Annotated in this window: 19 protein-coding genes; 5 read left to right on the top strand and 14 right to left on the bottom strand. The window is 39.6% G+C overall.

What is annotated here, in order from left to right; translation table 11 throughout:
• Nucleotides 1–36: 36 nt before the first annotated feature.
• The 3 genes from NFR44_RS05295 to pdxR are packed head-to-tail and all read right to left on the bottom strand — an operon-like array spanning nucleotide 37 to nucleotide 5,681.
• Nucleotides 37–2,937 (bottom strand): AAA family ATPase, encoded by a 2,901-nt coding sequence (locus NFR44_RS05295; RefSeq protein ID WP_251441671.1) that lies wholly within the window; start codon nucleotides 2,935–2,937, stop codon nucleotides 37–39.
• Complete coding sequence (locus NFR44_RS05290; RefSeq protein WP_251441670.1) at nucleotides 2,927–4,195, bottom strand: metallophosphoesterase family protein; 1,269 nt, start codon at nucleotides 4,193–4,195, stop codon at nucleotides 2,927–2,929. Before NFR44_RS05290 ends, NFR44_RS05295 begins: the two co-directional genes overlap by 11 nt.
• 1 nt (nucleotide 4,196) lies before the next feature.
• Nucleotides 4,197–5,681, bottom strand: coding sequence for a MocR-like pyridoxine biosynthesis transcription factor PdxR (gene pdxR / locus NFR44_RS05285; protein WP_251441669.1), 1,485 nt, complete (start codon nucleotides 5,679–5,681; stop codon nucleotides 4,197–4,199).
• 426 nt (nucleotides 5,682–6,107) lie between these two features.
• On the opposite strand from pdxR, the gene bioB reads away from it, so the two are divergent.
• Nucleotides 6,108–7,130, top strand: coding sequence for a biotin synthase BioB (gene bioB, locus NFR44_RS05280; protein ID WP_251441667.1), 1,023 nt, complete (start codon nucleotides 6,108–6,110; stop codon nucleotides 7,128–7,130).
• A gap of 187 nt (nucleotides 7,131–7,317) precedes the next feature.
• On the opposite strand, the gene NFR44_RS05275 is transcribed toward bioB, so the two are convergent.
• The 4 genes from NFR44_RS05275 to pta form a co-directional block, all read right to left on the bottom strand.
• Nucleotides 7,318–8,628, bottom strand: a complete 1,311-nt coding sequence (locus tag NFR44_RS05275; RefSeq protein WP_251441664.1) for a DUF445 family protein — start codon at nucleotides 8,626–8,628, stop codon at nucleotides 7,318–7,320.
• The gene (locus tag NFR44_RS05270; protein WP_251441662.1) at nucleotides 8,625–9,860 is read right to left on the bottom strand and encodes a DUF445 family protein; all 1,236 of its coding nucleotides are present in this window, start codon (nucleotides 9,858–9,860) and stop codon (nucleotides 8,625–8,627) included. Before NFR44_RS05270 ends, NFR44_RS05275 begins: the two co-directional genes overlap by 4 nt.
• Before the next feature lie 18 nt (nucleotides 9,861–9,878).
• Nucleotides 9,879–10,583 carry an MBL fold metallo-hydrolase gene (locus tag NFR44_RS05265; RefSeq protein WP_251441661.1) on the bottom strand — a complete coding sequence of 235 codons (705 nt, stop codon included), beginning with the start codon at nucleotides 10,581–10,583 and terminating at the stop codon, nucleotides 9,879–9,881.
• A 220-nt stretch (nucleotides 10,584–10,803) separates the two neighbouring features.
• Nucleotides 10,804–11,805: a phosphate acetyltransferase gene (gene pta / locus NFR44_RS05260; protein WP_251441660.1), complete on the bottom strand. Its 1,002-nt coding sequence runs from the start codon at nucleotides 11,803–11,805 to the stop codon at nucleotides 10,804–10,806.
• 286 nt (nucleotides 11,806–12,091) lie between these two features.
• Between pta and NFR44_RS05255 the strand changes: the two genes are divergently transcribed.
• Genes NFR44_RS05255 through bioF form a run of 3 tightly spaced genes read left to right on the top strand, consistent with a single transcriptional unit; the run spans nucleotide 12,092 to nucleotide 14,607 of the window.
• Nucleotides 12,092–12,595, top strand: a complete 504-nt coding sequence (locus tag NFR44_RS05255) for a hypothetical protein (protein ID WP_251441659.1) — start codon at nucleotides 12,092–12,094, stop codon at nucleotides 12,593–12,595.
• On the top strand, nucleotides 12,585–13,376 hold the full coding sequence (locus tag NFR44_RS05250) for a 6-carboxyhexanoate--CoA ligase (protein ID WP_251441658.1): 792 nt from the start codon (nucleotides 12,585–12,587) through the stop codon (nucleotides 13,374–13,376). Before NFR44_RS05255 ends, NFR44_RS05250 begins: the two co-directional genes overlap by 11 nt.
• A 34-nt stretch (nucleotides 13,377–13,410) precedes the next feature.
• Nucleotides 13,411–14,607, top strand: coding sequence for an 8-amino-7-oxononanoate synthase (bioF, locus tag NFR44_RS05245; RefSeq protein ID WP_251441657.1), 1,197 nt, complete (start codon nucleotides 13,411–13,413; stop codon nucleotides 14,605–14,607).
• On the opposite strand, the gene NFR44_RS05240 is transcribed toward bioF, so the two are convergent.
• The 3 genes from NFR44_RS05240 to NFR44_RS05230 all read right to left on the bottom strand — a co-directional run bounded on the left by NFR44_RS05240 (nucleotide 14,600) and on the right by NFR44_RS05230 (nucleotide 18,438).
• Complete coding sequence (locus tag NFR44_RS05240; RefSeq protein ID WP_251441656.1) at nucleotides 14,600–15,940, bottom strand: purple acid phosphatase family protein; 1,341 nt, start codon at nucleotides 15,938–15,940, stop codon at nucleotides 14,600–14,602. The two genes, bioF and NFR44_RS05240, sit on opposite strands and share 8 nt — an antisense overlap.
• Nucleotides 15,941–16,408: 468 nt before the next feature.
• A complete protein-coding gene (locus tag NFR44_RS05235; protein WP_251441654.1) occupies nucleotides 16,409–17,641 on the bottom strand; it encodes an alpha/beta hydrolase in 1,233 nt (410 codons plus the stop codon).
• 62 nt (nucleotides 17,642–17,703) lie between these two features.
• The gene (locus NFR44_RS05230; protein WP_251441653.1) at nucleotides 17,704–18,438 is read right to left on the bottom strand and encodes an MFS transporter; all 735 of its coding nucleotides are present in this window, start codon (nucleotides 18,436–18,438) and stop codon (nucleotides 17,704–17,706) included.
• Between the two features lie 213 nt (nucleotides 18,439–18,651).
• Here NFR44_RS05230 and NFR44_RS05225 point away from each other — a divergent pair, with 213 nt between their 5' ends.
• Nucleotides 18,652–19,527 (top strand): LysR family transcriptional regulator, encoded by an 876-nt coding sequence (locus NFR44_RS05225; protein ID WP_251441648.1) that lies wholly within the window; start codon nucleotides 18,652–18,654, stop codon nucleotides 19,525–19,527.
• 60 nt (nucleotides 19,528–19,587) lie between these two features.
• Here the strand turns inward: NFR44_RS05225 and NFR44_RS05220 are convergent, their stop codons facing one another.
• From NFR44_RS05220 to NFR44_RS05205, 4 genes are all read right to left on the bottom strand, one after another.
• A complete protein-coding gene (locus tag NFR44_RS05220; RefSeq protein ID WP_251441646.1) occupies nucleotides 19,588–20,898 on the bottom strand; it encodes a purple acid phosphatase family protein in 1,311 nt (436 codons plus the stop codon).
• 373 nt (nucleotides 20,899–21,271) lie between these two features.
• Nucleotides 21,272–22,279 carry a galactose/methyl galactoside ABC transporter permease MglC gene (gene mglC, locus NFR44_RS05215; RefSeq protein ID WP_251441643.1) on the bottom strand — a complete coding sequence of 336 codons (1,008 nt, stop codon included), beginning with the start codon at nucleotides 22,277–22,279 and terminating at the stop codon, nucleotides 21,272–21,274.
• Nucleotides 22,280–22,291: 12 nt separating this feature from the next.
• On the bottom strand, nucleotides 22,292–23,803 hold the full coding sequence (locus NFR44_RS05210; RefSeq protein WP_251441641.1) for a sugar ABC transporter ATP-binding protein: 1,512 nt from the start codon (nucleotides 23,801–23,803) through the stop codon (nucleotides 22,292–22,294).
• A 66-nt stretch (nucleotides 23,804–23,869) separates the two neighbouring features.
• Nucleotides 23,870–24,910, bottom strand: coding sequence for a galactose ABC transporter substrate-binding protein (locus NFR44_RS05205; RefSeq protein WP_251441640.1), 1,041 nt, complete (start codon nucleotides 24,908–24,910; stop codon nucleotides 23,870–23,872).
• Between the last annotated feature and the right edge of the window lie 53 nt (nucleotides 24,911–24,963).

Here is a 24,963-nt window from a genome sequence, read left to right as displayed (position 1 = left end):
AACTAGAGCGCCCTTAAGTATTTCAATTATATACTACTACAGCGCCTCTTGAGCACTTAGGTCATATACACTCATACCATCTAATTGGGCACTTCGTTCAGCCGTTCCTTGCTGGCAAGTAAAGATTAAAATCTGATCCACCTCACCAATATGAGCTAATACTTTTAATGCAGCCTCTTGACGACCTTCATCAAAGCGCAACAATATATCATCCAAAATAATCGGCAATGATTCTACACGTTCCCCAAATACTTTAGCCAAACTAAGTCGTAACGCTAAGTATACTTGATCGCCTAAACCACTACTCCAATGCTCAGTAGGCACTACTTCACCAGACGCTAATACGGCTTGTAACGAAGAGGCTGTATCCCCTAATTGTAGTGTATATTTACCATCCGTCATCATAGACAAATAATTAGATGCCGTAGCCATAGCCTCCGGTTGACGGTCTTTTTCATAATCAGCCTGTGCCAATTCCATAAAATGACTAACCAACACTTGCGTAGCCCAAGCAGTTAACGCCTCCTGTAATTCCCCTTCTAATTGCTGTTCTTCTTGTAAAGCTAGGGACATTGCTTTATCTTGCGACAAAGTACGCATAGCCTCCTGTACTTGGCCTCGTTTTTCATATAAAGCGGCCAAGCGTTTCTCTAAAGCTTGTACCTCCGAATGACTGCGCTCTGCTTCAGATTGCCATTTCTCTTTATTCCCTGATTTCAAGCGCCGATATAAAGCTTCATGACTATCCTTTTTAGACGCAAAAAGCGCTAATTGATCACGGCTCTGTTCATACACTTTTTGCCATTGTACATATTGATCTTGCAACAATAAGCGTTGGCGATATTCTCCAGCTGTCGCAATCCCATTCTTCTGCAGTAATTCTGCCTGTTCTAAAAGCAGCGCTTTTTCCTGACGACTCCACTGTTCATATTCTTCGTGATAATTACGTCGTTGCGATTCTTTTTGTTCCCATCGTACCTGATTTTGTCGATGCGATTTTAACAAATTATATACCCGCCGTAACTCAATTGGCGTCACAGGAATATCCACTTCTAACTTATTCCACAAAGCAGCACAGCGACTCTCAATTTCATGCAAGGATTCCTCATGTTCTTGCAATCGCTTTTCATACTCTTTATACTGATTTAAATCGTCCATATAAGTGTCATATTCTTGCTTAAGAGCAAAAAATTGATTGTCCGTAAGCACGCGACTAGCCCCTGCGGGTAACCACCGTTGCCAAGCTTCCATAGCTTTATTACCAGCCGCTTCAAGTTCCTTTCCTTCTGCTAGCCATTGACTATAGACTTGTTCGTAACTATGGATTTTAGCTAAGGCTAAATTTTGATTACTAAAAGCAGACCGTTTTTCTGTTACCAAAGCTACAAGTTCAGTCATATCAGCAGCCGATTGAGGTGTAGTTACGCCCGCTTCTATGGCTAACTTTTCTAAGGCCTGCTTCTGTCGCTCGCTTTGATGCAAAGCAGCCTCATAAAGGCCTTGTTGTTTTCGCTTGGTTTGCCAATCATATGCAAAGAGCGCGCCACCTCCAACGGCCAAAACAATAGCTAACCATACACCCATATCAGGCAATAATACAAGAGCTAACACAGCCAATACTAATAAACTGATTGCACCATATCGATAATACGGTTTAGCAGCGCCTTCAGCCAAGGCTTCTTGTTCGGACACAGCAGTCTCATAAGAAGTGTATGCATCCTGTATCAACTTCACGTTAGACTCTAATGTCTGTAGCGTATGTTCTTCATCCTTTACCTTAGAGTTTACTAATTCTACAGGCTCCACTGGCTTACGTTTTTGCCAATGTAAGTAATTATCCTGCGCACTCCGCAATTGACGCGCTAAGGCTTCCCCTTCGGCCCAATTAACCTCAGCAGGCATTTCGGCCTCAGGGCGCCAAGCATTATGCAACGTCCGTGACAAATCTAGCTGTTCTTTCACGCGTTTCAAGTAAGCTCGACCTTGTTCACATTCTTTTTGTAATTGCGTCCATTTGCCTAACTCTTGAAACAAGCTTTCAATTTCTTGACTATATACACCAATTAAAGAATCAGGGGCAAAATTATCCGGTACTAAACCAGCTTCTTTGCCACTCCATAATTGCATATTATTACGACATTGCGTAATTTTTTCGTCTATTTCGTAAAAAGCATCTTTTTCTAACAATTCTGTTACGGCATAGGTATTCATCTGTTCTTTGGCATGTTCGGCTCGTTTATATACATCCCAAGCACGCAATACCAAATCAACTTCTTTGCCATAATCTTGCCATTCTTTAAGCCGTTCTGCCAATTCTTTTTCTGTAGTCACCATACCATCTAATTCTTGCTGGTAGGCCGTGTAAGCCTCTTCATGCTTACCTAAATTAGCCATAGTCTCACGAACTTGTTTTAAACGCTCCATGAGGACATTAATTTTTCGTTTACCATTAGCTGACGCAACCAACAAATCGGACGAGGCTTTTTCAATATCTTTTACCGCCGTGCTTAAACGTTCGCCCCCTTCACCACCAAAGAAACGAGCTCGTACTTCAACCTCGGCTAGCACATCAGCACCTTGCAGTTCATCTACAGTAATAGCAAAAATACGATCATAGGTCTTTTTGTCTAAACCATGCCACCACAGTGATGCTGGTTCTTCATTAATAGGACCTTTTCCAAGGGGATAAAAATTTAATTTTTTCCCATCTCGCCCAATATGGTATAACACCCCTTCACGTTCTACAATAAGATGTCCTGAACCATACCCATAAGTCTTACTTTTTTTACCGAATAGTAAAAAACGCAACGCTTCTAGCAAGGAGGTTTTGCCACTTTCATTAGGTCCATAAATGACCTGAACCCCCGATGTGGCCGGTGTAAAAGACCACTCCCGATAAGGGCCAAACTCTTTAATATATATCTCCTTAATCCTCATCCGTATCTCCCATGAGACAACGAGCTCCTGCTACTTCTGCTCGTCGCAATGCTTCTTCTAAAACTTCATCCGTTAATAAATTATTATATATTCCTAAGCGTTTACTCTCTGGTCGTTCATTAATAAGTTCACGAATGCGCCCGATTTGCTCCTCTTTAGGCAAAGAACCTAAGGTATCGAAACTGCGTAAATAGTCGCCTACCATATCTTCCATCTGGCGTCGTGCAGCCCAATCAGTTTCGCCCACCGTCTTATCAACAATGGCGTAAGGCATCACAAAGTTATACTTATTTTTCTCTTCTTCCTGTGCCATCTGTAGCCATACTTGCCGAGCCTCAAGCTGATTACACAATTCATGCACAGGACCTGTACCCGTCAAAATAATTTCTAACAAAATTTGTTTCTTTAACTTTCTTAATAGCTCTTTCTTATGGCGAATCATTTCTAACATATCTGCATTGTCAGTGAGACTACCAATATCTATCGTCACCTGTTCAAAGCGAATCGGTGCTGTTTCCTGAAATTGCATGGTCACATGGCCTGTCGCACTGACATCCACCAAATAACAGCCTTTAGGGCCCACTTCCTTCTTATGTAAACCTTGCGTATTACCAGCATATACAACATAAGGCGCCTCATGCAGAACTTGGCGTTTATGAATATGGCCAATAGCCCAATAATGCATAGGCGAGCTAGTAAGTTGCGTAAGGGTTGTAGGCCCCACGACTTCATGGTCAGGCATAGCACCTACTGTGCCATGAAAAATCCCGATTGAAAAAGGATCTTCCGCCCAAGGTTTTAAGAATTGAGCTACATCATCTGCCCTATTTTGCGAACTACAACTGATACCATATATATACGCTACTACTTTTCCTTTTACCACTAAAGGCTTGCGCTCACTTTGTAGTGACGAAAAAACATGAACTAGCTCTGGCAAGCGTATCTTAGTAGTCCAACTTTCCGCTGGATCATGATTGCCTTGCACTAAAAAAACAGGTATCTGTTCACGACTTAGCCGCTCACACTCATAAGCAAAGCGAACTTGCGCCTCTAAATTGTGCGTATCACTATCGTATATGTCACCAGTAATTAACACAGCCTGTACCTGCTGTTCTATAGCTAAGTCTACAATCTCTGAAAAGGAACGATAGGTCGCTCTATTCACAGCTTCGTCGACTTGTTTGCCAAGGGATTTTAAATATTTAAAAGGAGTCCCTAAATGAAGATCTCCACATTGTATAAAACGAAATGGTATCATTTCAAACTCCTTTCCATGCATTTGCCAACTGTGCTACTGCCTCCTGTAACTTAGCGGTAGGAATAGCACTAAATGATAATAAACAATGAACTTCGCCATCAATCATCGTATCCGTTTCAATACGCACATCACAACCAGACTTGTGGGCTTTAGCCAATAAGTCTGCCCCACTTAATAGAGTATATACAGTTAAACCAATATATACCCCACCTTCTGGCAAATACGCTTTAGCACGATTACCAAAAGCCACTTGCAACAAACCGACTAAATGTTTACTTTTATCCGCATAGTGTTTACGCAATCTTCGAATTTGCTTAGACCATTCGCCAGCCCCCATATAGCGAGCCCATACTAATTGTTCCATAACGCTAGCACTTTGTCGATAGGACCTGCGATATGTTAAAAAATCCTGCCATAGCGATGGTGGCAATACCATATAACTAATACGAATGGACGGCGGCAATACCTTGGAAGGTGTGCCGAGATAAATAACGCGTTCCTCGGGAGCTAGCCCCTGTAACGAGGATATAGGGCGACCATAATATCGAAGTTCACTATCATAATCATCTTCAATTAAGTAACTACCCACAGCTTTAGACCACTGTAAAACTTCTTTACGTCGCCCCGCACTCATGACTCTGCCTTGACGATCACCATGAGACGGAGTGCAATACAAAGCCTGTACCTTCATAGCTATTAAATCCTCTATAAGAGTTTCACTATGTTGATCAATGGTAACTACAGTAAATCCATAATCTTGAAAAATGTGAGTTACGCCTATTAAAACACTACTATCAATTGCAACAGTAGTAATATGAGCGCGTTTCAAAAGGGCGGCTATCATCATAACCATAGGCTGCGTGCCACTACCGATAATAATTTGTTCCGCTGTTGTTCGCACCGCCCTAGCTGTATTCAAATACTGTGCCAATTGTACGCGCAACTCCCATTCACCTTGAGGATCACCATACGCCAAAAGACGTTCTGGTTCTCGTAATACATAACCAATATAACGCTTCCAACGAGTATAATCAAATCCTTCTGGGTCCATAGCACCAGTAGCAAAATTGTATTGTATTAAAGATGTCTCTATATCCTTAAAACCGCTAGCCTTAATACTTTGTTGCTGCGGCCTCGCACCTATTCGATAATGAGGCAGAAATGCGCCTGCTCTCCCTTCCTTTATATCGCTAAATGACTTTCGTAACCAATCCTTTTCAGAATCACTGACTATATTCTCTCCGCCCATAGGCAATGGTAATACTTCATAGGGCGACCGATCATGAGCCTTTATATAACCTTCTGCAGCTAATTGTAAATAAGCTTGCTCCACCGTAATTTTACTTACTCCCACTTCACCAGCTAAAGATCGAACTGAGGGCAAACGAGAACCTGCCTCATACTGCCTTCCTTCAATACGCTGTTTTATATATTGATAGATTTGTTCATATAAAGGCGTAGCACTATTTCGTTCCAACACTAACATAGTCCTCGCCTCCTCTCTTCATGCATTTACATATATCCATCAAATACTTGTAACTTAGGGTCAAACTATATTACTTTCTATTTTATCACAGGCCTTTTAAATTCGTAATCTGTCCTAATCATTTTTTGTTATTTTTTTACAAACTGGTATTATCTCTCCCAAGATATATCTATCTGCGCCACTATTGTTAACCTAAACATATTTTAATAGTTGCTGTTAAGTCTATCATATATCAACAGGCCTTATTAGCCAAACCGTATATCATCAGTCATTGTTAACCCTTATATACATCGAAAGTTATTGTTAACCTAAATTAAAATTCATGGTTGACTATCTTTTGTAAGCTACGTATAATAAAGGCAACGACTCACAGTCGAAGCTCAGAGGTAGAGCGGGATAAACTTTAGAATACAGAGGTGTAGGTTCATGACAACAACAAACAAGATTGGTTACGAAGAAATTATTGCGTACGCCCAACGCATTTTAGATGGTGGTGAAATTACTCCAAAAGAAGCAGAACAGCTAATTAATGTATCAGACGAAGATACGATGATACTCTTAGCTATGGCTGATAAAATTCGTCAAAAATTTAATGGTAATGAAGTGGACTTATGCGCTATTGTAAATGCCCGCTCTGGTAAATGCCCAGAAAATTGTAAATTCTGTGCTCAATCAGCTCACCATGAAACAGGTGTAACTGTATATCCATTTATGGACGAAGAAGATATTGTTAACCACGCTAAAAAAGCAAAAGAAGCCGGTGCTATCCGTTTTTCCATTGTAACAAGTGGTCGTAACACTAATAATCCAAAAGAATTTGACCAAATTCTCAGTGCCCTTCGTCGCATTCATAAAGAAACAGGTCTTGAAATTTGCTGTTCCTTAGGCCTTCTTACCTATGAACAAGCCCTTCAATTAAAAGAAATTGGCGTAACCCGCTATCATTCTAATATTGAAACAGCACCAAGTAACTTCCCTAACATTTGTAGCACTCACAATTTTGAAGATAAAATGTTCACTATTGAAAATGCTAAAAAAGCAGGTATTCGGGTCTGCTCTGGTGGTATTATTGGCTTAAACGAAACCTTAGAACAACGCGTAGAAATGGCCTATGAATTAAAACGTTTAGGCATTGACTCTGTGCCTCTTAACATTTTAAATCCAATTAAAGGTACACCTTTCGAACATAACAAACCATTAGCACCACTTGAAATTTTGCGTACCTTTGCTATGTTCCGTTTCGTATTACCATCCGCTCAAATTCGTACAGCTGGTGGTCGTGAAGTTAACTTACGCGATTTACAAGCTCTCGCTTTAACCGGTGGTCTTAATGGCATTATGGTTGGTGGTTATTTAACAACCGATGGACGTTCTCCGCTTCAAGATTTACAAATGCTTGAAGATTTACAATTAGAACGTACTGCAGCCCAACCAAGCCAAGCAAACTAAGCTGCTTTCATAGTCACAAGACTATATAGGCACATCATAGTAGTACCATACTTGATGTATATAACTTTTTCCTTCAAACGAGAAGGGGCATTGGAAACCCTCCATTTCCAATGCCCCTTCTTTATTTATATCTTTACTTTATTTGTGTCTATAAACTTTTTATTTACACCTTTCGCCTTACTAACTTTTATAACCCCCACATAGCTAATAAAGGCTCATAAATGAAATGTAAAAAACTCCATGCACCAAGGCCACATACTGCACCAACTAACGCACCATTAATCCGAATCCAACTCAAATCATCTTCTACTTTAGACTCAATAAAGTAAATAAAACGATCCGTACTTAAAGCGCCCAGTACTTGTCGCACAATGACACCTAACAAAGCATGACCTCGTACTAACAAATAGCCTGCCATATGCTGACACATGTTTTCAATTTTTACTTCAATTTCAGGATTGCGACTATATACTTGCCATAAATCTTGCAATGACTGCTCTAATACTTTCACCGGTGTTTCTTCTTCAAAAGTATCTTCTTTATCCGCCATATGAATTACGTTATGAATATACGGACAAATATAAGTTTCTAAAATATCCGCCCAATCTTGCTCATCAATCCACCGTTGCCATACACCATCAATAGTCTGACTCACCGAGCTATTATATGCCAATTCTTGCAAAGGACCTAACCACTGTTGCATCCAGACTAAACGTTCAGTGCTCCCTGGTCGTTTCCACCGTTCTAAAACCATATATAATTCTCGCAACATAGCCATCGCCATATCACGAGCATTAATAATATCGGTTGCTTCTGAAACACCAATTACAATGGCAGAGATAAAACTGTCCTTACGAGCTTGAATCTCACGATCAATTGTATGCGTAAGCCACAAAAGAACCTGCGGTTTATCTAAGGCTTCTTGTAGCAATACTAACCCTTTAATAATCGTTGTTTCATGCTTATTTGTACGACATACATCGGTCAAAAATTGTTGCATCGGCCCCGTAATAGACTGACGATGTAAAAAATGCTGTAATTTTTCAGCACCCCAAGCAGCCCATTCCTTTTCACTGCGACTATGCCAAACTAAATGCAATAAACTGCGCAATGCTTTTCGGATATATTGACGACCTCTATCGCTTTGGATATAACTATCAATATATGGCAAAAATTTAACCGATTGTAGCGCGCGCTGGCATTGTTCTAACGTAAGCAAACGAGTTTCAATTAAATGAACTAAACCGGATATCATTCGCTCCTTATTCCGAGGAATCAGTGCCGTATGATAGGGAAAACCCAAAGGCTTACGGAATAAAGCCGTCACAGCAAACCAGTCAGCCACACTACCAATAAGGGCAGATTGAACTAACCAATACAATGCTTCATACCAAGTGGCATGTATATAAAATTGGCCAACAAATACTATGCCATACAAAATAGCGGAGATAATCAAAATGCGATTGGCCCACACACGATAAGGTACACCACCAATCATAGACTTACACCTCCTTGTACGAGCTGAGCGGCTACATAAAAAAGCCCACCCAGCACAGCACCTACTAAGGAGCCATTAATACGAATCATCTGTAAATCATGATATAATTTGCCTTTAATAATATCGGCTAAGCGCTGTGGCGAATACGCCATTAATTCCCGTACTACCGATGTATCGACAAAAGGTCGTAACTTGCGAAGCAATGGCACTAATTGATACAACAAAAGACGCTCTAAACTTTGTAATTTACCCTTATCTTGTAATAGACTACGTGCATACGCTTCCGCTTCTTCTTGAGCGCGTTTAAAAATACCTTGCCAGGTTTTTGTGTCACCTGCTAATTCTACATCTTCTAAGGCATCTTGTAACCAACGATTTTTTAAATTTTCAACCGTTTGTCGCCACTGTCCATTTCGTTCTAGTTCTGATAAGCCCCACAGCACTTTATTATACACATATTGCCCCATAGGTGAATAAATAGACTCTTGAGAGGCTAAAAACTCGGCCCCTTTTTGTTGAATTAACTCAGCTACTCGCTCTGGGGAAAAACTATCACTACCAAGAGCTAACGCTAGTTCACGCCAAAATGAGTTTTCTGCATACCGATTCATCATAGAAGCTACAATGCCTACAATATACGGCCTAATACCTTGCGAACTGAGTAAGCGTTGCGCCATACGATTCACATATAGCCATAAAACAGCCGCTGTATCCCGCTGCATCATAAGATGTCCAAAACGAATCAATAAAGGCGCTACTTCCCAATGAGCTACACCCTGTTTTATAGCATTTGTTACTTCCTTCCGCAAAGGCGCGCCATCAAAACGGCTCCCCATTTGTGAGCCTACTTCCTCAATAAATTGATTAATTTGGCGCCGTCCTTCCTCACTAAGAAAATACATGAGAATTCGTTTAGGTAGTTGTTCTTTTTTTATAATCATATACACAGGCTGTACCCGCAATAATTCTTCTACCATCATATAGCGAGCAGTCTCTACTAGGCGTGCCTTACTACGAGGAATCAATGCTGTTTTATAAGAAATCCCCAAAGGCTTTGCAAACAAAGCAGTCACTGCATACCAATCGGCTAAACCACCAATCATAGCAGCCCCACTCACATGGGTTAAGAAGCCAAACAACGGATCTGCACGAAACGGATACACCCCTAGAAATATAACCATCATGACCACTAATAGCAATGTAGCTATCGGCCATGCTGTTCGTTGTTTCATATCAAAAATCCTTTCAACCTATTCAATCCCATAGACAGCTAAGTCTACTTCATCACCAGGTTGTTGGGGAATCCAAAGAGGCATGTGCTCATATAACGATTTAAAATACAAAGAAGGTTCCCACACTGGACCATTAGCATGCATAGGCACAAATAATTTTGGCTGTGGCACTACATGAAGAAGCTCAATAGCCCCCCATTCACGAGCAGCCTCTAAACGAGCATCTATAGGGAATAAAATTAAATCGGTCTGCATACCAGCTACGCGTTGGAATTCTTTACGCGCAAAATCACGAGCAAAGTCAATATTTTCCGGCGTATCACCTAACCAATGCCACCAATTTAAATCGCCCGCATGGAATAATTTACTACGCCCTGTATCAATTAAGAAAGAACCACCTTCATCAGTAGAGCCATACATGGTAACTTTCAAATTATTTACTGTGGTAGTATCACCTACAGCCATCACGGTTGTACGGCTAGCTGGCATATCTTGATGAGGCACATCTTCATGCACAATATATCGAGTTGTATCACTGTTAAAATCTAAAATAGCTGGTGAATAGTGATCCCCATGCCAATGAGTTACAAAGAACCACAGCTCTTTACCAGCAGCCTGTGCGGCTTTTACAAGCTGGGCCTGATCTTTCCAATAATCAAATATATAACATTGACGACCTGCGTCAATCATAAATCCACTGTGTTCTAAATAATATAATTTCATATGCTGTCCTCTCTTACTTAAAAGAAGTCTTATTTTGAGAATATTATTAGTTATTCCTTTATATTATACCACAAAACAAAAAGCAAAAACTCCGTTCTTGTCAGAGTTTTGTAAAACTATGACAAAAACGGAGTCAATATATTCATATATTATATGAAATTAGTATTCACCTATAGCCAATTAAAATGCCTAACACTTAGTTGACTACACAGTAAATTAATTATTCAGCACTTTCAGCTGCTGCAATAGCTACTACATCAACAATATCAGTAGCAAAGCAACCACGAGATAAGTCATGAATTGGAGCACCTAGACCTTGAATCAATGGACCAAGTGCTGTAGCACCAGCAAAACGTTGTACTAATTTATAGCCAATGTTAGCTGCCTGAAGATCAGGGAAGATAAGAATATTAGCTTTACCTGCTACTTTGCTACCAGGCGCTTTACGTTCTGCAACAGAAGGCTCAATGGATGCATCCAATTGTAATTCTCCATCAAAGTCAAAATCTACATTGCGTTCTTTTAACAATTCAACAGCGGCCACAACTTTGTCAACTTCTGGGGAGGACGCAGAACCCTTAGTGGAGAAGGATAAGAAGGAAACACGAGGATTTGCCATGTTACCAACTTTGCGAGCTTTTTCAACAGAGGACATAGCAATATCTGCTAATTGTTCAGATGTTGGGTTAGGAATTACGCCGCAATCAGAGAATACGAGCATACCTTCATCACCATATTGTTTTTTGTCAGTAAATACAAACATAGAACTAGATACAGTTTTAAGACCTGGTTTAGTTCCTACTACTTGTAAAGCAGCACGTAATACATTAGCTGTTGGGCTAGCAGAACCTGCTACCATGCCGTCAACAACACCAAGATGTACTAACATAGCACCAAAGAATAAGCAGTCCCCAAGCATAGTTGCTTTTGCTTTTTCTGGAGTCATGCCTTTTTTAGCACGTTTTTCAACAAAAATATCAATCATTTCTGGTAAACGATCATACGTTTCAGGATTGATAATTTCAGCACCATCAATGTTGAAACCTTCTTTTTGTGCTAATGCTTTAACATCATCAGGATTACCAACCAATACTGGTGTAGCAAAGCCTTCTTTAAGAATCAATGCTGTTGCTTCTAATACACGAGCGTCTTCGTATTCTGGTAATACAATTTTTTTACCTAATGGTTTTACTTTTGCTTTTAAATTTTGTACTAATTCCACAATATCGTCCTCCTTGACTGTGAACAACCTGACCACGCAGGTTAGTTATTACTGTTTTATTATACCAAATTCGCAAGAGAGATTAAAGGGCTAGAGGTTATATTACTTTTTGTAAATTATCATGACTATTTGAGATACATAAAATTCCTACTAAATAAATTGAAATTTACAGGTATTTAACAGTAACGTATAATAAAGCCAATAAAGGTTAACCATAAAAATCAACAAGGTTAACAATGCAGATTAGGGATTAGGTATCAAAGAGACTATGAAGGGAAAAACCATTATGAAACAAATATCGATTCGTTCCATCTGTGAAATTGGCATTTTAGCTGCTATGATTGGCATTACAGGAGCTATCAAGCTTCCAAATGTCATCCCTGGTGTTGATTTTCAGCTATCTGCCCCATTAGCGGTTGCAATCTGTGCCGTCTTTGGCTTCAAACGATATATTATAGCAGGCTGTTTAGCCAGTCTTTTATCTTTATTATTAGGCACCCAAAACTTACTCAACGTGGCTATTGCCATGCAATTCCGTCTTATTGCCGGTGCCGTCCTGTATTTAGGCCGTAATACGATTTGGTCACAAATCATCGCAGGCCCTATCGCCTCTATTATGGCACGTCTAACCTTAGGTCTTATTTTTGGTAAATTAGCATATGCTATGATTCTCATGGCTATACCAGGCTATATTTTTACCGCTATTTGTTCACCCCTTTTAGTAAAAGTCCTTAGTAAAGTACGGCGAGCCGTTCCAGCTGCAGTAGGAGGTTCCACTCATGTACTATAGCATTCGCATGCGAGCAGCCCAAGGTGGGGCACACGAAAAAGGAGGGCATCATATTTCGGGGGCCGAACGAATTGTAAGGGAAAATGAATTAGAACAATTAGCATCTGAACTAGTACACCGAGCGCTCCATCACAGCAAAGGCCGTGCTGATTTTATTCGTCTCACCATCGACACTATCGATACTAAAAGTATTCAATATATTCCCGCCCTTACAGTGAAAACAACGCAAGCTAAATCGGTCATAGACGCCTATGCTATAGCTAACCAATTATTAACGAAACATGGAATTACAGCTGAAGCGCTACAACAAGGGCTTCATTTACTCAAAACACAGACAGAAGCTATGCGTGGCGCCATGCTCTGCAACGCCCTTACAGGCGAACGTATGGATATCTTAGGTAATCGTGGCCTACGAGTAAGTCGCATGGCCTTTGCCGATGAAACTAATGCTTGTAACTATTTTAAATCCCAAGGGCATGAAGGACTCCATTTTCAGGAAGCCCTAGTCCTAGCTAGCAAAGTTCTCAGTGCCCCCCAAGTAGTCGGGGAATTTTGCATTTCTGATGATCCCGACTACACCACTGGTTATGTAAGCTATGGCAACTCCTATCACCGTTTAGGTCCACTTAAAGAATTAGGCGATATTCGTGGCGGCCGAATATTTTTTGTCAAACCAACGACACAAGTAAGTGAATTGCAAAGCTATCTAGAAAATACAACAGTATTAGTAACGGTCCCTTCTGATAGTGTTAACGATTTAATACCGCCTGCTGCCCTTTAATTTTTTTATAATTTTAATAATTACGAGGTGTATTATGCTTTCATCTACGCTGCAGGAATTTTATGAATCACAACTAAATCAACTAACTAGCACTAACCAATTACGCCATTGCACAGCCTATGAGCCCATTGATAGTACCCATGTCCGTCTCCAAGGCAAGACTTATCTAATGATGGCCTCTAATAATTATTTAGGTCTCACTCATCATCCAGAAGTGCTTGCCCATGCAAAAAAAGCCCTTACCAATTATGGTACGGGCTCTGGTGGTGCGCGCCTTACATCAGGAACATATCCTGCACTCTCTCAATTAGAGGCACAACTTGCTAATTTTAAAGGTACAGAGCAAGCACTTATATTCAACACAGGCTATATGGCCAATGTAGGTACTATTTCAGGTTTAATGTCTAAAGGGGATCATATTCTAAGCGATGCCTTAAACCACGCCAGTATTATCGACGGTTGTCGCCTCAGTGGGGCTCATATACATATATATAATCATAATGACTGTAATCACCTTGAATCACTACTAAAATCACTACCGCCTACTGGCAAACGACTAATTGTGACAGATGGCGTTTTCAGCATGGACGGTGACATAGCGCCTTTACCAGACTTAGTGACCCTTGCCAAACGCTATGAAACCTTGCTCATGGTAGATGACGCTCACGCTACCGGGGTTATTGGCTCTGGTCGAGGCACCGCACATCATTTTAATTGCAGTCAAGAGGTCGACATTCAGCTCGGCACACTTAGCAAAGCCTTAGGCAGCGAAGGCGGTTTTGTCTGTGCCAATGAGCTCATCATTAATACGCTTATTAATCGGAGCCGTAGTTTTATTTTCTCCACCGCCTTAGTACCAGCGGCTATTGGCGCCGCACAGCAGAGTCTCACCCTATTATCGCAAGATGCTTCCATATACCAGCGACTACAACATAACATAGAGTATATGACTCAAGCTCTATTACAGAAAAGAATCACTGTGGCTCATAAAACAACAGCCACCAGCCTAGCAGCACAGTATCAACCAACACCTATTTTCCCTATCATCGTTGGCTCTGCCGAAACAGCCCTAAAATTATCTCAGGAACTATTTGAACGAGGTATTATTTTAACAGCTATTCGTCCGCCAACAGTACCACAAGGCGAAAGTCGTTTGCGCCTAACGGTAACGGCCGCTCACAAAGAATCGGATTTACAATATGTAGCCGATACCCTAAGCGAACTTATTTAGTGAGGGTAATGGTATCAAACTGTGTACCATCTGATAAATAAGCATCTACCGTAAGCGAATCCGCTTGCTTACGCAATACCAAATAATTATCGGCCTCTAAATATGGCGATTTATATTCATCTAAAGGATGATCAAGCCAAATATTTGCATATTTCACATCACCGGCTACCCCAGTAATAATATAATAAGGGCCTGTTTCACTGCGCTGAAAATTCTCTACATGACCACGACGTCGATACATGTGATAGTGAGCCGATAATACTAAGTCCACATTGTACTTTTCAAAGGTTGGCATAAACATGTAACCCATTTCATTAATACCGGCCGTTCTATTAGGAGCCTTCGTATGAGGGTAAGTAAATGCATCACGATGCATAAGCACGACTTTCCATGGCTGTTTTGTATCTGCCAAATCTTGCTCTAACCAAGCTAATTGTTCTGCTTGTACCGCATCACGATACATTTCATTCATCTCTTGAAACTGTGTATTCAACACAACAAAATGAACATCCCCATAATCATAGGAATAAAAAGCACGCCGTGATGAATCACCAGCAGCTGTACTTTCTAAGCCTACCGTAGGTGCTTTAAACTTGAAAAAAGCATCATAGGCGGTAGGCTCTTTCATTTGCCAATCTAAGGAATAATATTCATGATTTCCTATAACACCGGAAAAAGGAATATTGCTTATCATAGGTTCTACCGCATCAAACCAAGCATCCCACTGCGAAGCAGATTCACCATTGTCTACTAAATCGCCCATATTAATGAATAAGCCCGCCTCTGGATTATTAGCATATGCCGTTTTTACCAATTCATGCCACCCACGATAATCAGCTGACTGCGAATCAGGAAAAACTAAGGCCGTAAATGTATCATTAGCAGCTGTTTTTAATATGCGCCAATCTTTAGTCACTATATTTTGCCCAACTTGGTATTCATACGTTTTATTCGCTGCTAAGCCTGTTAATTCTGCTCTATATAAATAACGAATTGTATCATCTTCCTCAAATCGTACCCTTGTGGCTGCTACCGTCTGAATTTCACTGTCTGAAGCACCGGCTAGCTTATATAATACAACGGGGTCCTCTATAGGCTGTCTTGTTTCCCACATAATAATTCGTGAATGAGCCATATCAGGCGTAACTAATTGCCGCACATAACGAGCTTCAACACCAGCGTGTGGCATATACTGATAATACAAACTGCGACTTTGTCGCATAATATGAGCGCCCCAAGCAGTTGATGATACAATGGTGCCTAGCACCACAACTAACGCAATTACAGCAGACAGCCAAATGAACCACGGTTGTCTTTTTTTATGTCCTTCCATGTTATAGCCCCTCCAACATTCTCTTTATCTCTACTATTAACCTAATGGAATATATACGGCTAAATATTTCCTAGATCCACAATTAGATTAACTCAATACAATTAACTTTCAGTATATCGAATATACTCCATTTAATTGTATTATATAATTTAGAGTTAACTTCAAGTCAAGGCATTTTTTTACTACTTTGAGAATGTAATCGTAACATTCCCATCACCAAGCAATTCTTCCCAATCCATAGGATTAACCGCTTCACCTAAATCCGTATAAACATAGGAGCAGACCAAGATTGTCCGCCAAGACCACTTACAATCATACTCACTAGGACCATAATTTTAATAATTATTCTATTCATAGCTACTTATCTGTCCTCCTACTATTAAAGTTATTAATTTAGTAGCAACACACTAATTTCTAAAAAAATACTACTCATAAGTACTTAAATACCTACAAGTAGTATTTTATAAATTACTTCAAGTTTTTATGGAAGAATTCTGTAATTTCTTTAAATGGAATTACATCTGTCTTATCATATAAATCTACATGAGTAGCACCTGGTACAATAAGCAATTCTTTATTATCACCAGTTAATGCCTTCATTACATCTTCGGACATATAACGAGAATGAGCATTTTCACCAGTCACCAATAATACAGGACGTGGTGCGATTTCATCTAAATGCGCAGACATACTGAAATTCATGAAACCATACGGCATAATGTCTACCCAAGCCGTTGTAGAGTTAATGGAACGTGGATGATACCCTCGACCAGTGCGATAGAAATCAAAGAATTGTTTACCTACTGGATCCATATCTGGAGAAGCTACTTCTGGTAACAAATGACCATCTTCTAAGGTTATTAACTGTCCATCAATAATAGGTACCTCATGATAGCCAGGCGCCGTAGTACCTCTATCAACCATTTCCCAACGTTTATCCGCTAAGTATTGTAATACTTTATCACGATCATCCGCTGTATAATAATCATTTAAGCCTTGCCCAATCGAGCGGGACATATCATAAAGAACAGACGTAGCCACTGCTTTCACGCGTTTATCCATAGCCGCATCAGATAATGCCATACCGCCAAAACCACAAATACCCATAAGACCAATATTATCACGGTCTACATTGTCTAAAGTACCTAAAAAGTCAATGGCAGCACTGAAGTCTTCTGTATTAATATCTAGAGATGCCATATTACGTGGTGTGCCTCCACTTTCCCCCGTATAGGATGGGTCAAAAGCGATTGTTACAAACCCCTGCTCAGCTAATGCTTGTGCATATAAACCAGAAGTTTGTTCTTTAACAGCCCCAAAAGGCCCTGCAACGGCAATGGCTGCCATTTTACCAGTTCCAGCTTTAGGCGTATATAAGTCGGCTGCTAAGGTAATGCCATAACGATTGACAAAGGTCACTTTGCGATGATTTACTTTGTCACTTTTTGGGAAAATTTTATCCCATTTTGTTTCTAATTTTAATGCTTCTGGTTGATTCACCGGTGAATTAATTTTATCTTGTGCATCAGTTGTAGGCCTTACTTGTTGCTGTGCTTTAGCCACATGCGCTGCATTGCTCGCAATTGGCACATACTCTACCTCAGCTGCCAAAGCAGAATTATGACCACCACTCATACCATATACCGAGGCAACTACAGCTGCAATTACTGCTTTTTTCAAAAAAGATTTACTAAGTTTCATATATATCCTCCTTAAACACAATGACTATATAAATATTTAATAATTACGAACTTAAACGAGCTTCATATAGGCGCTGTCCTATAAAAATAATAGTAGCCACTACGACTAAACATATACCGCCATACATAATAGTTATATACACCATAAATAGAACCATTCAGTGCAATTACAAAGAAAATCGCTAGCCATAAAGAAACTTTACGCAACACCTGTAATTGTTCGCCATAAGAAATCTGCTCATGTGGTAATGAATCAGGAATCTGCCACAAGGTTAAAGCAAAAACTAAGGCGGTTACTAATGCCGAAAATAAAAAGGCAAAGCTCAAACCTAACTGAATTGTTAAAAAATTACTAATAGGGATACCTATAACCATACCAGCAGCCACACCCATATTAATCTTAGCCACTGCTTTTGGTGCATCTTTCTTTGCAACTGAACTAGCGGCCAAGGAAAATGCCATAGCACAATACACAGGATGTAGTAAGGCTGGCACTAAACGAGCTATAAATAAAGTCTCAAAATTAGGCGCCCACGCCGCCAAAATACTTGTGATCGTAAATACGGCTAATACGAATAACATTAGTGGTTTGCGTGGCCACTTTGATAGTAGTAAAGGCATCGTCGGCCCTGCTAAAGCGACACCTAAGGCAAAAACACTCAATAAGCTACCCGCCTGAATTAAGGAAATATTATATTGCGTGGCAATATACGGTAATACACCAATAATACCCATTTCTGTATTTAAAATACCGAACACGCCAATAGCTAGAATATAAACTAATTTAGACGATGTCATATCACCTCTCCTTTACAATTATTTACCTTGTAAATTTGCACTGCCTAGACCTTCTAATTTCTAATCTATACAGAAGCCGCTTAACAAAGTTTCGATACTTCTATTATATTCAGAGCAGTAAATATAGCAATTATTTATAATTTATATCTAGTTATGCTTTTAATCTATTTCTATTTAGTCTATACTATAAGTAACAAAAGAAAAGGAGGACCTATGGAAATACGTGTACTGCGCTACTTCTTAGAAATGGCTCGCGAAGGCAATATGTCACGAGCTGCACAAAAGCTTCATATTACACAGCCTACTATGTCAAAACAGCTTCGTGATTTAGAAAACGAATTAGGTGTTAAGCTCTACACGCGCACTAATTACAATATAGAGCTAACTGAAGCCGGCCATTTACTACAAAAACGTGCTCACGATATTGTAGATTTAACAGATAAAACTACCCTGGAATTCCAGAATTTAGCCACCCTAGCTGAAGGTACCATATATGTTGGCAGTGCTGAATCAGAATCGTTTACCACCGTAGCAAAAGCTATTAAAGAGCTACAATTAGTACATCCTAAAATTCAACTCCATGTTTTCAGCGGCAATATTCAAGATGTATTAGAACAACTCGATAAAGGCCTCTTAGATTTTGCTTTTATTATGGACTATCAAGACTCTACAAAGTATGAAAGCTATCCAATGCCTATGCCCGATCGATGGGGATTAATAGTTCCTCAAAATAATTCGCTGTCACAGAAAGACTATTTAACATTGCCAGAACTCATAGGTTTACCATTAATTTGCTCTCGTCAGAATATGATTATCGACTTTCCACGCTGGTTTGGTAATGCTAAATTACATATTGTAGCTACCTATAATCTACTGTATAATGCCATGATCCTAGTCCGTGAAGGCGTTGGCTACGCTCTTACCTATGATAAAATAGTCAATACGGCCTTAAATAGTGATTTAACCTTCATTCCCCTTAGCGATGTAAACATATCAACTATGTATTGCTTATGGCGAAAACAACACACCTTTAGTACAGCAGCTCAATTATTTTTAGATACCTTATCAAAACAAATCAAAAGCGTATAATAAAAGGACTGATACCCTCTCATTAAGGTATCAGTCCTTTTTAATTGCATTAGCATCACTTTATTTAGTTAACCGTAATTCATCAAATTGTACGCCATCATCCCAAAAGGCTTTTACTATCAAGTCATTGTTCTCTTTACTTAACACTAAATAGTTTGTTCTATCGTCTGATGGCGGCGCAAATTCATCGAGTGGATGAGGTTTCCAATGTTCATTATAAAAAACATCGCCCGCCACACCACTAACAATGTAATAAGGCCCTGTAGTGCTTCGACTATAATTAACAATATGACCATGACGCCGATACATATGATAATGGCCCGATAATACTAAATCTACATTATAGGCTTCAAATACAGGCATAAACATCCGGCCAATAACGGAAATGCCAGATTCACTACTCGGATTTTGAACCCGTCCATATTGCAATACATCACGATGCATTAGAACAACCTTCCAAGTTGCTTTAGATGCCTCTAAATCCGCTTTTAACCACGCCACTTGTACATCTTTCATATGTTCCCGCACCGCTTCAGGCACGGCTTCTAACTCTGTATCTAATACAACAAAATGAACATCCCCATAGTCAAAGGAGTAATATGGCTCACGTCGTAACGATGAATTTGCCTGTATAAAAGGAAAAAAATGCGCATAAGCTATAGGCGCACGTAATTTTAAATCCATCGTATAAAATTCATGTGACCCAATAACACCTGCGAAAGGCACTTCTGAAATCAGTGGCTCCACTGCTGTAAACCACTGATTCCATTGTGTCGCTGATTCACCATTTTCTACTAAATCACCTAGATTAGCAAAAAATTGAATATTAGGATTCTTTGTATAGGCCGTGTTTACTAAATTCGACCACTTCGTATAATCATTAGACTGTGAGTCTGGAAAAATAAGGGCCGAAAAATTAGCATTCTGCTTCGTACTCAACGAATGCCACTCATCATCAATATGACCTTCACGCCCCACTTGATACTCATATTCTTTATTGGGCTGTAAATCCCGCAAATCTACCCGATAAATATATCGCCGTTCCTTATCGTCTTCAAATAATTCTGATACAGCATACACCGTTTGAATGGTATCATCACTTTGCCCTTTTAATTTATACTTAACCACTGAATTGGCTTGTTGGGCTTTCGTTTCCCATAAAATAATACGCCGTGTACTCATATCAGGAGTCACTAGCTGACGTATATGTAATGGCTTGCTATCAGGAATTGGCATATATTTGTGGTATCCCGCCACAATTCGTTGCCAAATGCCTGCGTCCTTTTCATCTGCTCCACTATAGCTCCACCACACAAAAGCCATTATGAGGCACACAAAAATGGCGCTCACGGTTAATCCCGCACGCTTCATAGTCTTTTATTTCACTCCTATTTAATACTTTTCAAACTTGCCACCACAACACATACATAAATATACATACTATTTCCCGTTACAATACGCATATCTATATATACATTCAAATATCTCTATCATACTATACACTAATATCATTATATATCATTAGTTATATATAACGCAACATTTATAATAAACTTTCATTAATTACATATATATTCTTTCGCATACAACAAATACTGTAATAGATAGACAATTCACCTACTAAAATACCATATTTTTAATATAAAACATAAAAAAGAGAAACTAATGAATCGTAAAAATATTCATCAATTTCTCTTTTTTAAACATTTTGCAAAATAAACTTATTCAATCAGCTTATCAAATCTTATTTACGAGCTAAGTATTTACGTACGTCAACAGCTACTGCCACAACTATAATTAAGCCTTTAATGATGAGCTGCCAATATGGTCCCATACCTACGAATGTTAAGCCATAATTTATAACAGTAAAGATAAGTACCCCTGCAATAATTCCCGGCACAGTACCAATACCACCGGTAACAGATACGCCACCTACTACGGCAGCTGCGATAGCATCTAATTCATACATATTACCATAGTTATTGGTAGCCCCACCAGTACGAGCGGCTTCAAGAATACCACCAACACCATACAAAGCGCCCGCAATAACATAAATAGCAATTAAAGTGGCTGCCACATTAATGCCAGATACAACAGCGGCTTGCGGATTTCCACCAATGGCAAACATGTTTTTACCAAGTACTGTTTTGTTATATACAATCCACATAACAAAAGCAATAACCGCTGCAATCATAACAATATAAGGAATCGTAATAAAGCCTAAATCCAGTGATCCAGAGCCAAATATAGTAAACTCTGACCGCAAACCACCGATAGGTTGCGAATTATTTGGTTCCATATCAAAGTACAAAGAACATACCCCATAGGTCATAACCATCGTACCCAACGTAGCAATAAATGGTACTATTTTTAAATAGGCTACGATTAACCCTGAAATGAGACCTACCGTAGCGCCCACTGCGATAGCAATAATAATAGGTAAAAAGGTTGGCAACTCTGGCACCTGTGCAAAAAACGGATGCGGATAATTAGGCATCTGCGACAAGGATGCTGAAACAACCGCGGTTAAACCAACCACACGACCAGCGGACAAATCACAGCCAGCCGTGATCAAAATCATAGCCGAACCTAAGGCAATAATAACACGTGGTGATGATTGAATTAAAATATCACGAAAACTTGTCATCGACAAAAAGTTAGGACTATAAATTGAAATAGCCGCTACTAAAACAATCAATACAATATAAATAGCATTTTGCGTCATAAACTTGCTAATGCGTGATCCACTCATAGTTTTATCCTCCTATACTAAACCTGCCGTAGCAAGTTCCATGATTTTTTCTTCAGTTGCATCCTTCGCATCAATAATGCCTTCCATAATACCATTACTCATGACCATAATGCGGTCACTCATACCTAGTAATTCAGACATTTCCGAAGATATCATGATTACACTTTTACCTTGTGAAGCTAAACGATTAATAATCGTATAAATTTCATATTTAGCCCCTACATCAATCCCTCGAGTTGGTTCATCAAGCAGCAAAATTTCTGGATTTGTATTTAACCATCTTGAAATTAATACTTTCTGTTGATTCCCACCAGATAAGGATTGAATCCGAGTCTGTGTATCTGGAGTTTTAATACGCAGTGAATTAACCCCCTCTTGGGTGTCAATTTCACGCAATTTGTCATTTAATAGGCCCACCTTATTGCGATATTTTGGCATGCAAGCCATCGTATTATTATCTACAATATTAAGCATTGGGAAAATGCCAGTAGCCCGTCGTTCTTCTGTTAATAGGGCAATGTGATGTTTCTTAGCATCACGAGGGCTCTTAATCTTAACTTCTTTGCCATGAATAAAGATCTTGCCTGATGCTAAATGGCGTAATCCAAAGAGCGCTTCTATAACTTCCGTTCGTTGTGCCCCTACAAGACCACCAATGCCCAGCACTTCACCTCTACGCAACGAGAAATTCACATCTTTAAAGGAGTGATCTCGCACTGAGGTCATCCCTTCAACACGCAATACTTCTTCTCCTGGTTCATTCGTTTTCTCTGGGAAAAGCTGCGTCATTTCACGGCCTACCATCCGCTTAATAATTAAATCAGTCGTTAATTCTTCAGATGGCCAAGTTCCTATATAGTTACCATCACGCATAATCGTTACTTCATCAGATATGCGTAGGATTTCTTCCATTTTATGAGAAATATAGATGATAGCCACGCCTTTAGCTTTCAAGTTGGCAATAATTTTAAATAAGTGCTCTACTTCATCACTTGTAAGCGACGAGGTTGGCTCATCCATTACAATAATCCGTGCATTGTGTGATACGGCTTTGGCAATTTCAATACTCTGCAATTTAGAAACAGATAAATGTCCCGCTAACTCCTCAGGATCAATCGCCACATCTATCTCTTTAAACAGAGCTAAGGTATCCTCTTTCATTTTCTTATGATCCACTAATTTAAGCGGACCAAATTGCTTGGTTGGAAACCGTCCAAGCCATAAATTTTCCATTACATTTCGTTGTAGCACCGGATATAATTCCTGATGAATCATGGATATACCTAGCTCCAACGCAGTGCGTGAATCAGAAATGTCAACTGGTTCACCATCTAGTATAATTTGTCCCTCATCCTGTTTATATATACCGAATAAGCATTTCATCAAGGTCGATTTCCCAGCACCATTTTCGCCCATAAGCGCATGTACCGAACCTGGACGGAGCCGCAGAGATACATCATTTAGTGCCTTTACGCCGGGAAATGATTTAGTTATATGTTGCATCTCTAAAATATACTCACTCATGCTTGCCCTCCTACCAGTTATTAGTAAATGAGGGAGGCCTGCAACAAGCCTCCCCCCTCTTACTGACTATTTATCACCTAAGATTTGATCTGCATTGTCCTTTGTTACGATTTCGTAAGGAACCCAAATATATTGTTTGTCTACTAATTCAAATCCTACATTATCTTTTGTAGGAGTTTCACCTTTGGATAATACTAACATTAAGTTAAATACAGCATCCCCTTGTTTTTTTGCATTGTTAAGTACAGTACCTAATAAAGTGCCATCTTTTAATGCTTGTACTGCTGGTGCTGTCGCATCTACACCAACAACTGGCATGTATTTACCATCTTTAAAGTAGCCAGCTGCTTTTAATGCTTCAATAGCGCCTAAAGCCATATCATCATTATTGGAAATTACAGCATCAATTTTATCGCCATAGCTAGATAAGAAAGCAGCCATTTTTTCTTGACCTTTTACACGATCCCACATAGCTGTATCTTGTGCAATTTCTTCTACTTGAATACCTTCACTTTTGAGGGATTCAATTACATATTTAGAACGAAGTTCTGCATCTTGGTGACCTGGTTCACCTTTAATCAATACATAGTGTAATACATTGTCTTTGCTCTTATAAGCTTCTGGATGTTTTTTGAAGTAATCTGCTAAGATTTTACCTTGCATTTCACCACTTTGTTCAGCTTTAGCCCCTACATAGTATACTTTATCCCATTTTGCCATATCTTCTTTTAAAGGCTCACGATTTAAGAATACTACTGGTACATTAGCGGCTTTAGCTTTGTCGATAATCCCACCTGCTGCTGGACGGTCAACAATGTTAACACCAATTGCTTTATATTTCTTATTAAGGAATAAATCAACTTTTTCATTCTGTGTAGGTTGGGAGTTCTGGCTATCTACGATATCCACTTTTGCTTTCCCTTTAGCGTCTGCATCAATACGAGCACGCACGCCACTCATGAAGGTATCGTCAAATTTATAAATGGCAACCCCTACTTGTGGTAAATCGCCACCACCTGAACTACCAGAATCACTGCCACAACCACTCACTACCAACGCCCCTACTGCGAAGGTTGCTAACATTGCTGCTTTCCATGCCTTTTTCACGAGAAATTCCTCCTTTAAGATGAAACTGTAGACTCTATATTTCGCTATGAATT

The sequence above is a fragment of the Veillonella intestinalis genome (genome assembly GCF_943193155.1).
In the GTDB taxonomy this organism is placed as follows: domain Bacteria; phylum Bacillota; class Negativicutes; order Veillonellales; family Veillonellaceae; genus Veillonella_A; species Veillonella_A intestinalis.
The sequence above is the reverse complement of the archived record's forward strand: the minus strand, read 5'-3'. Positions and strand labels throughout refer to the sequence as shown.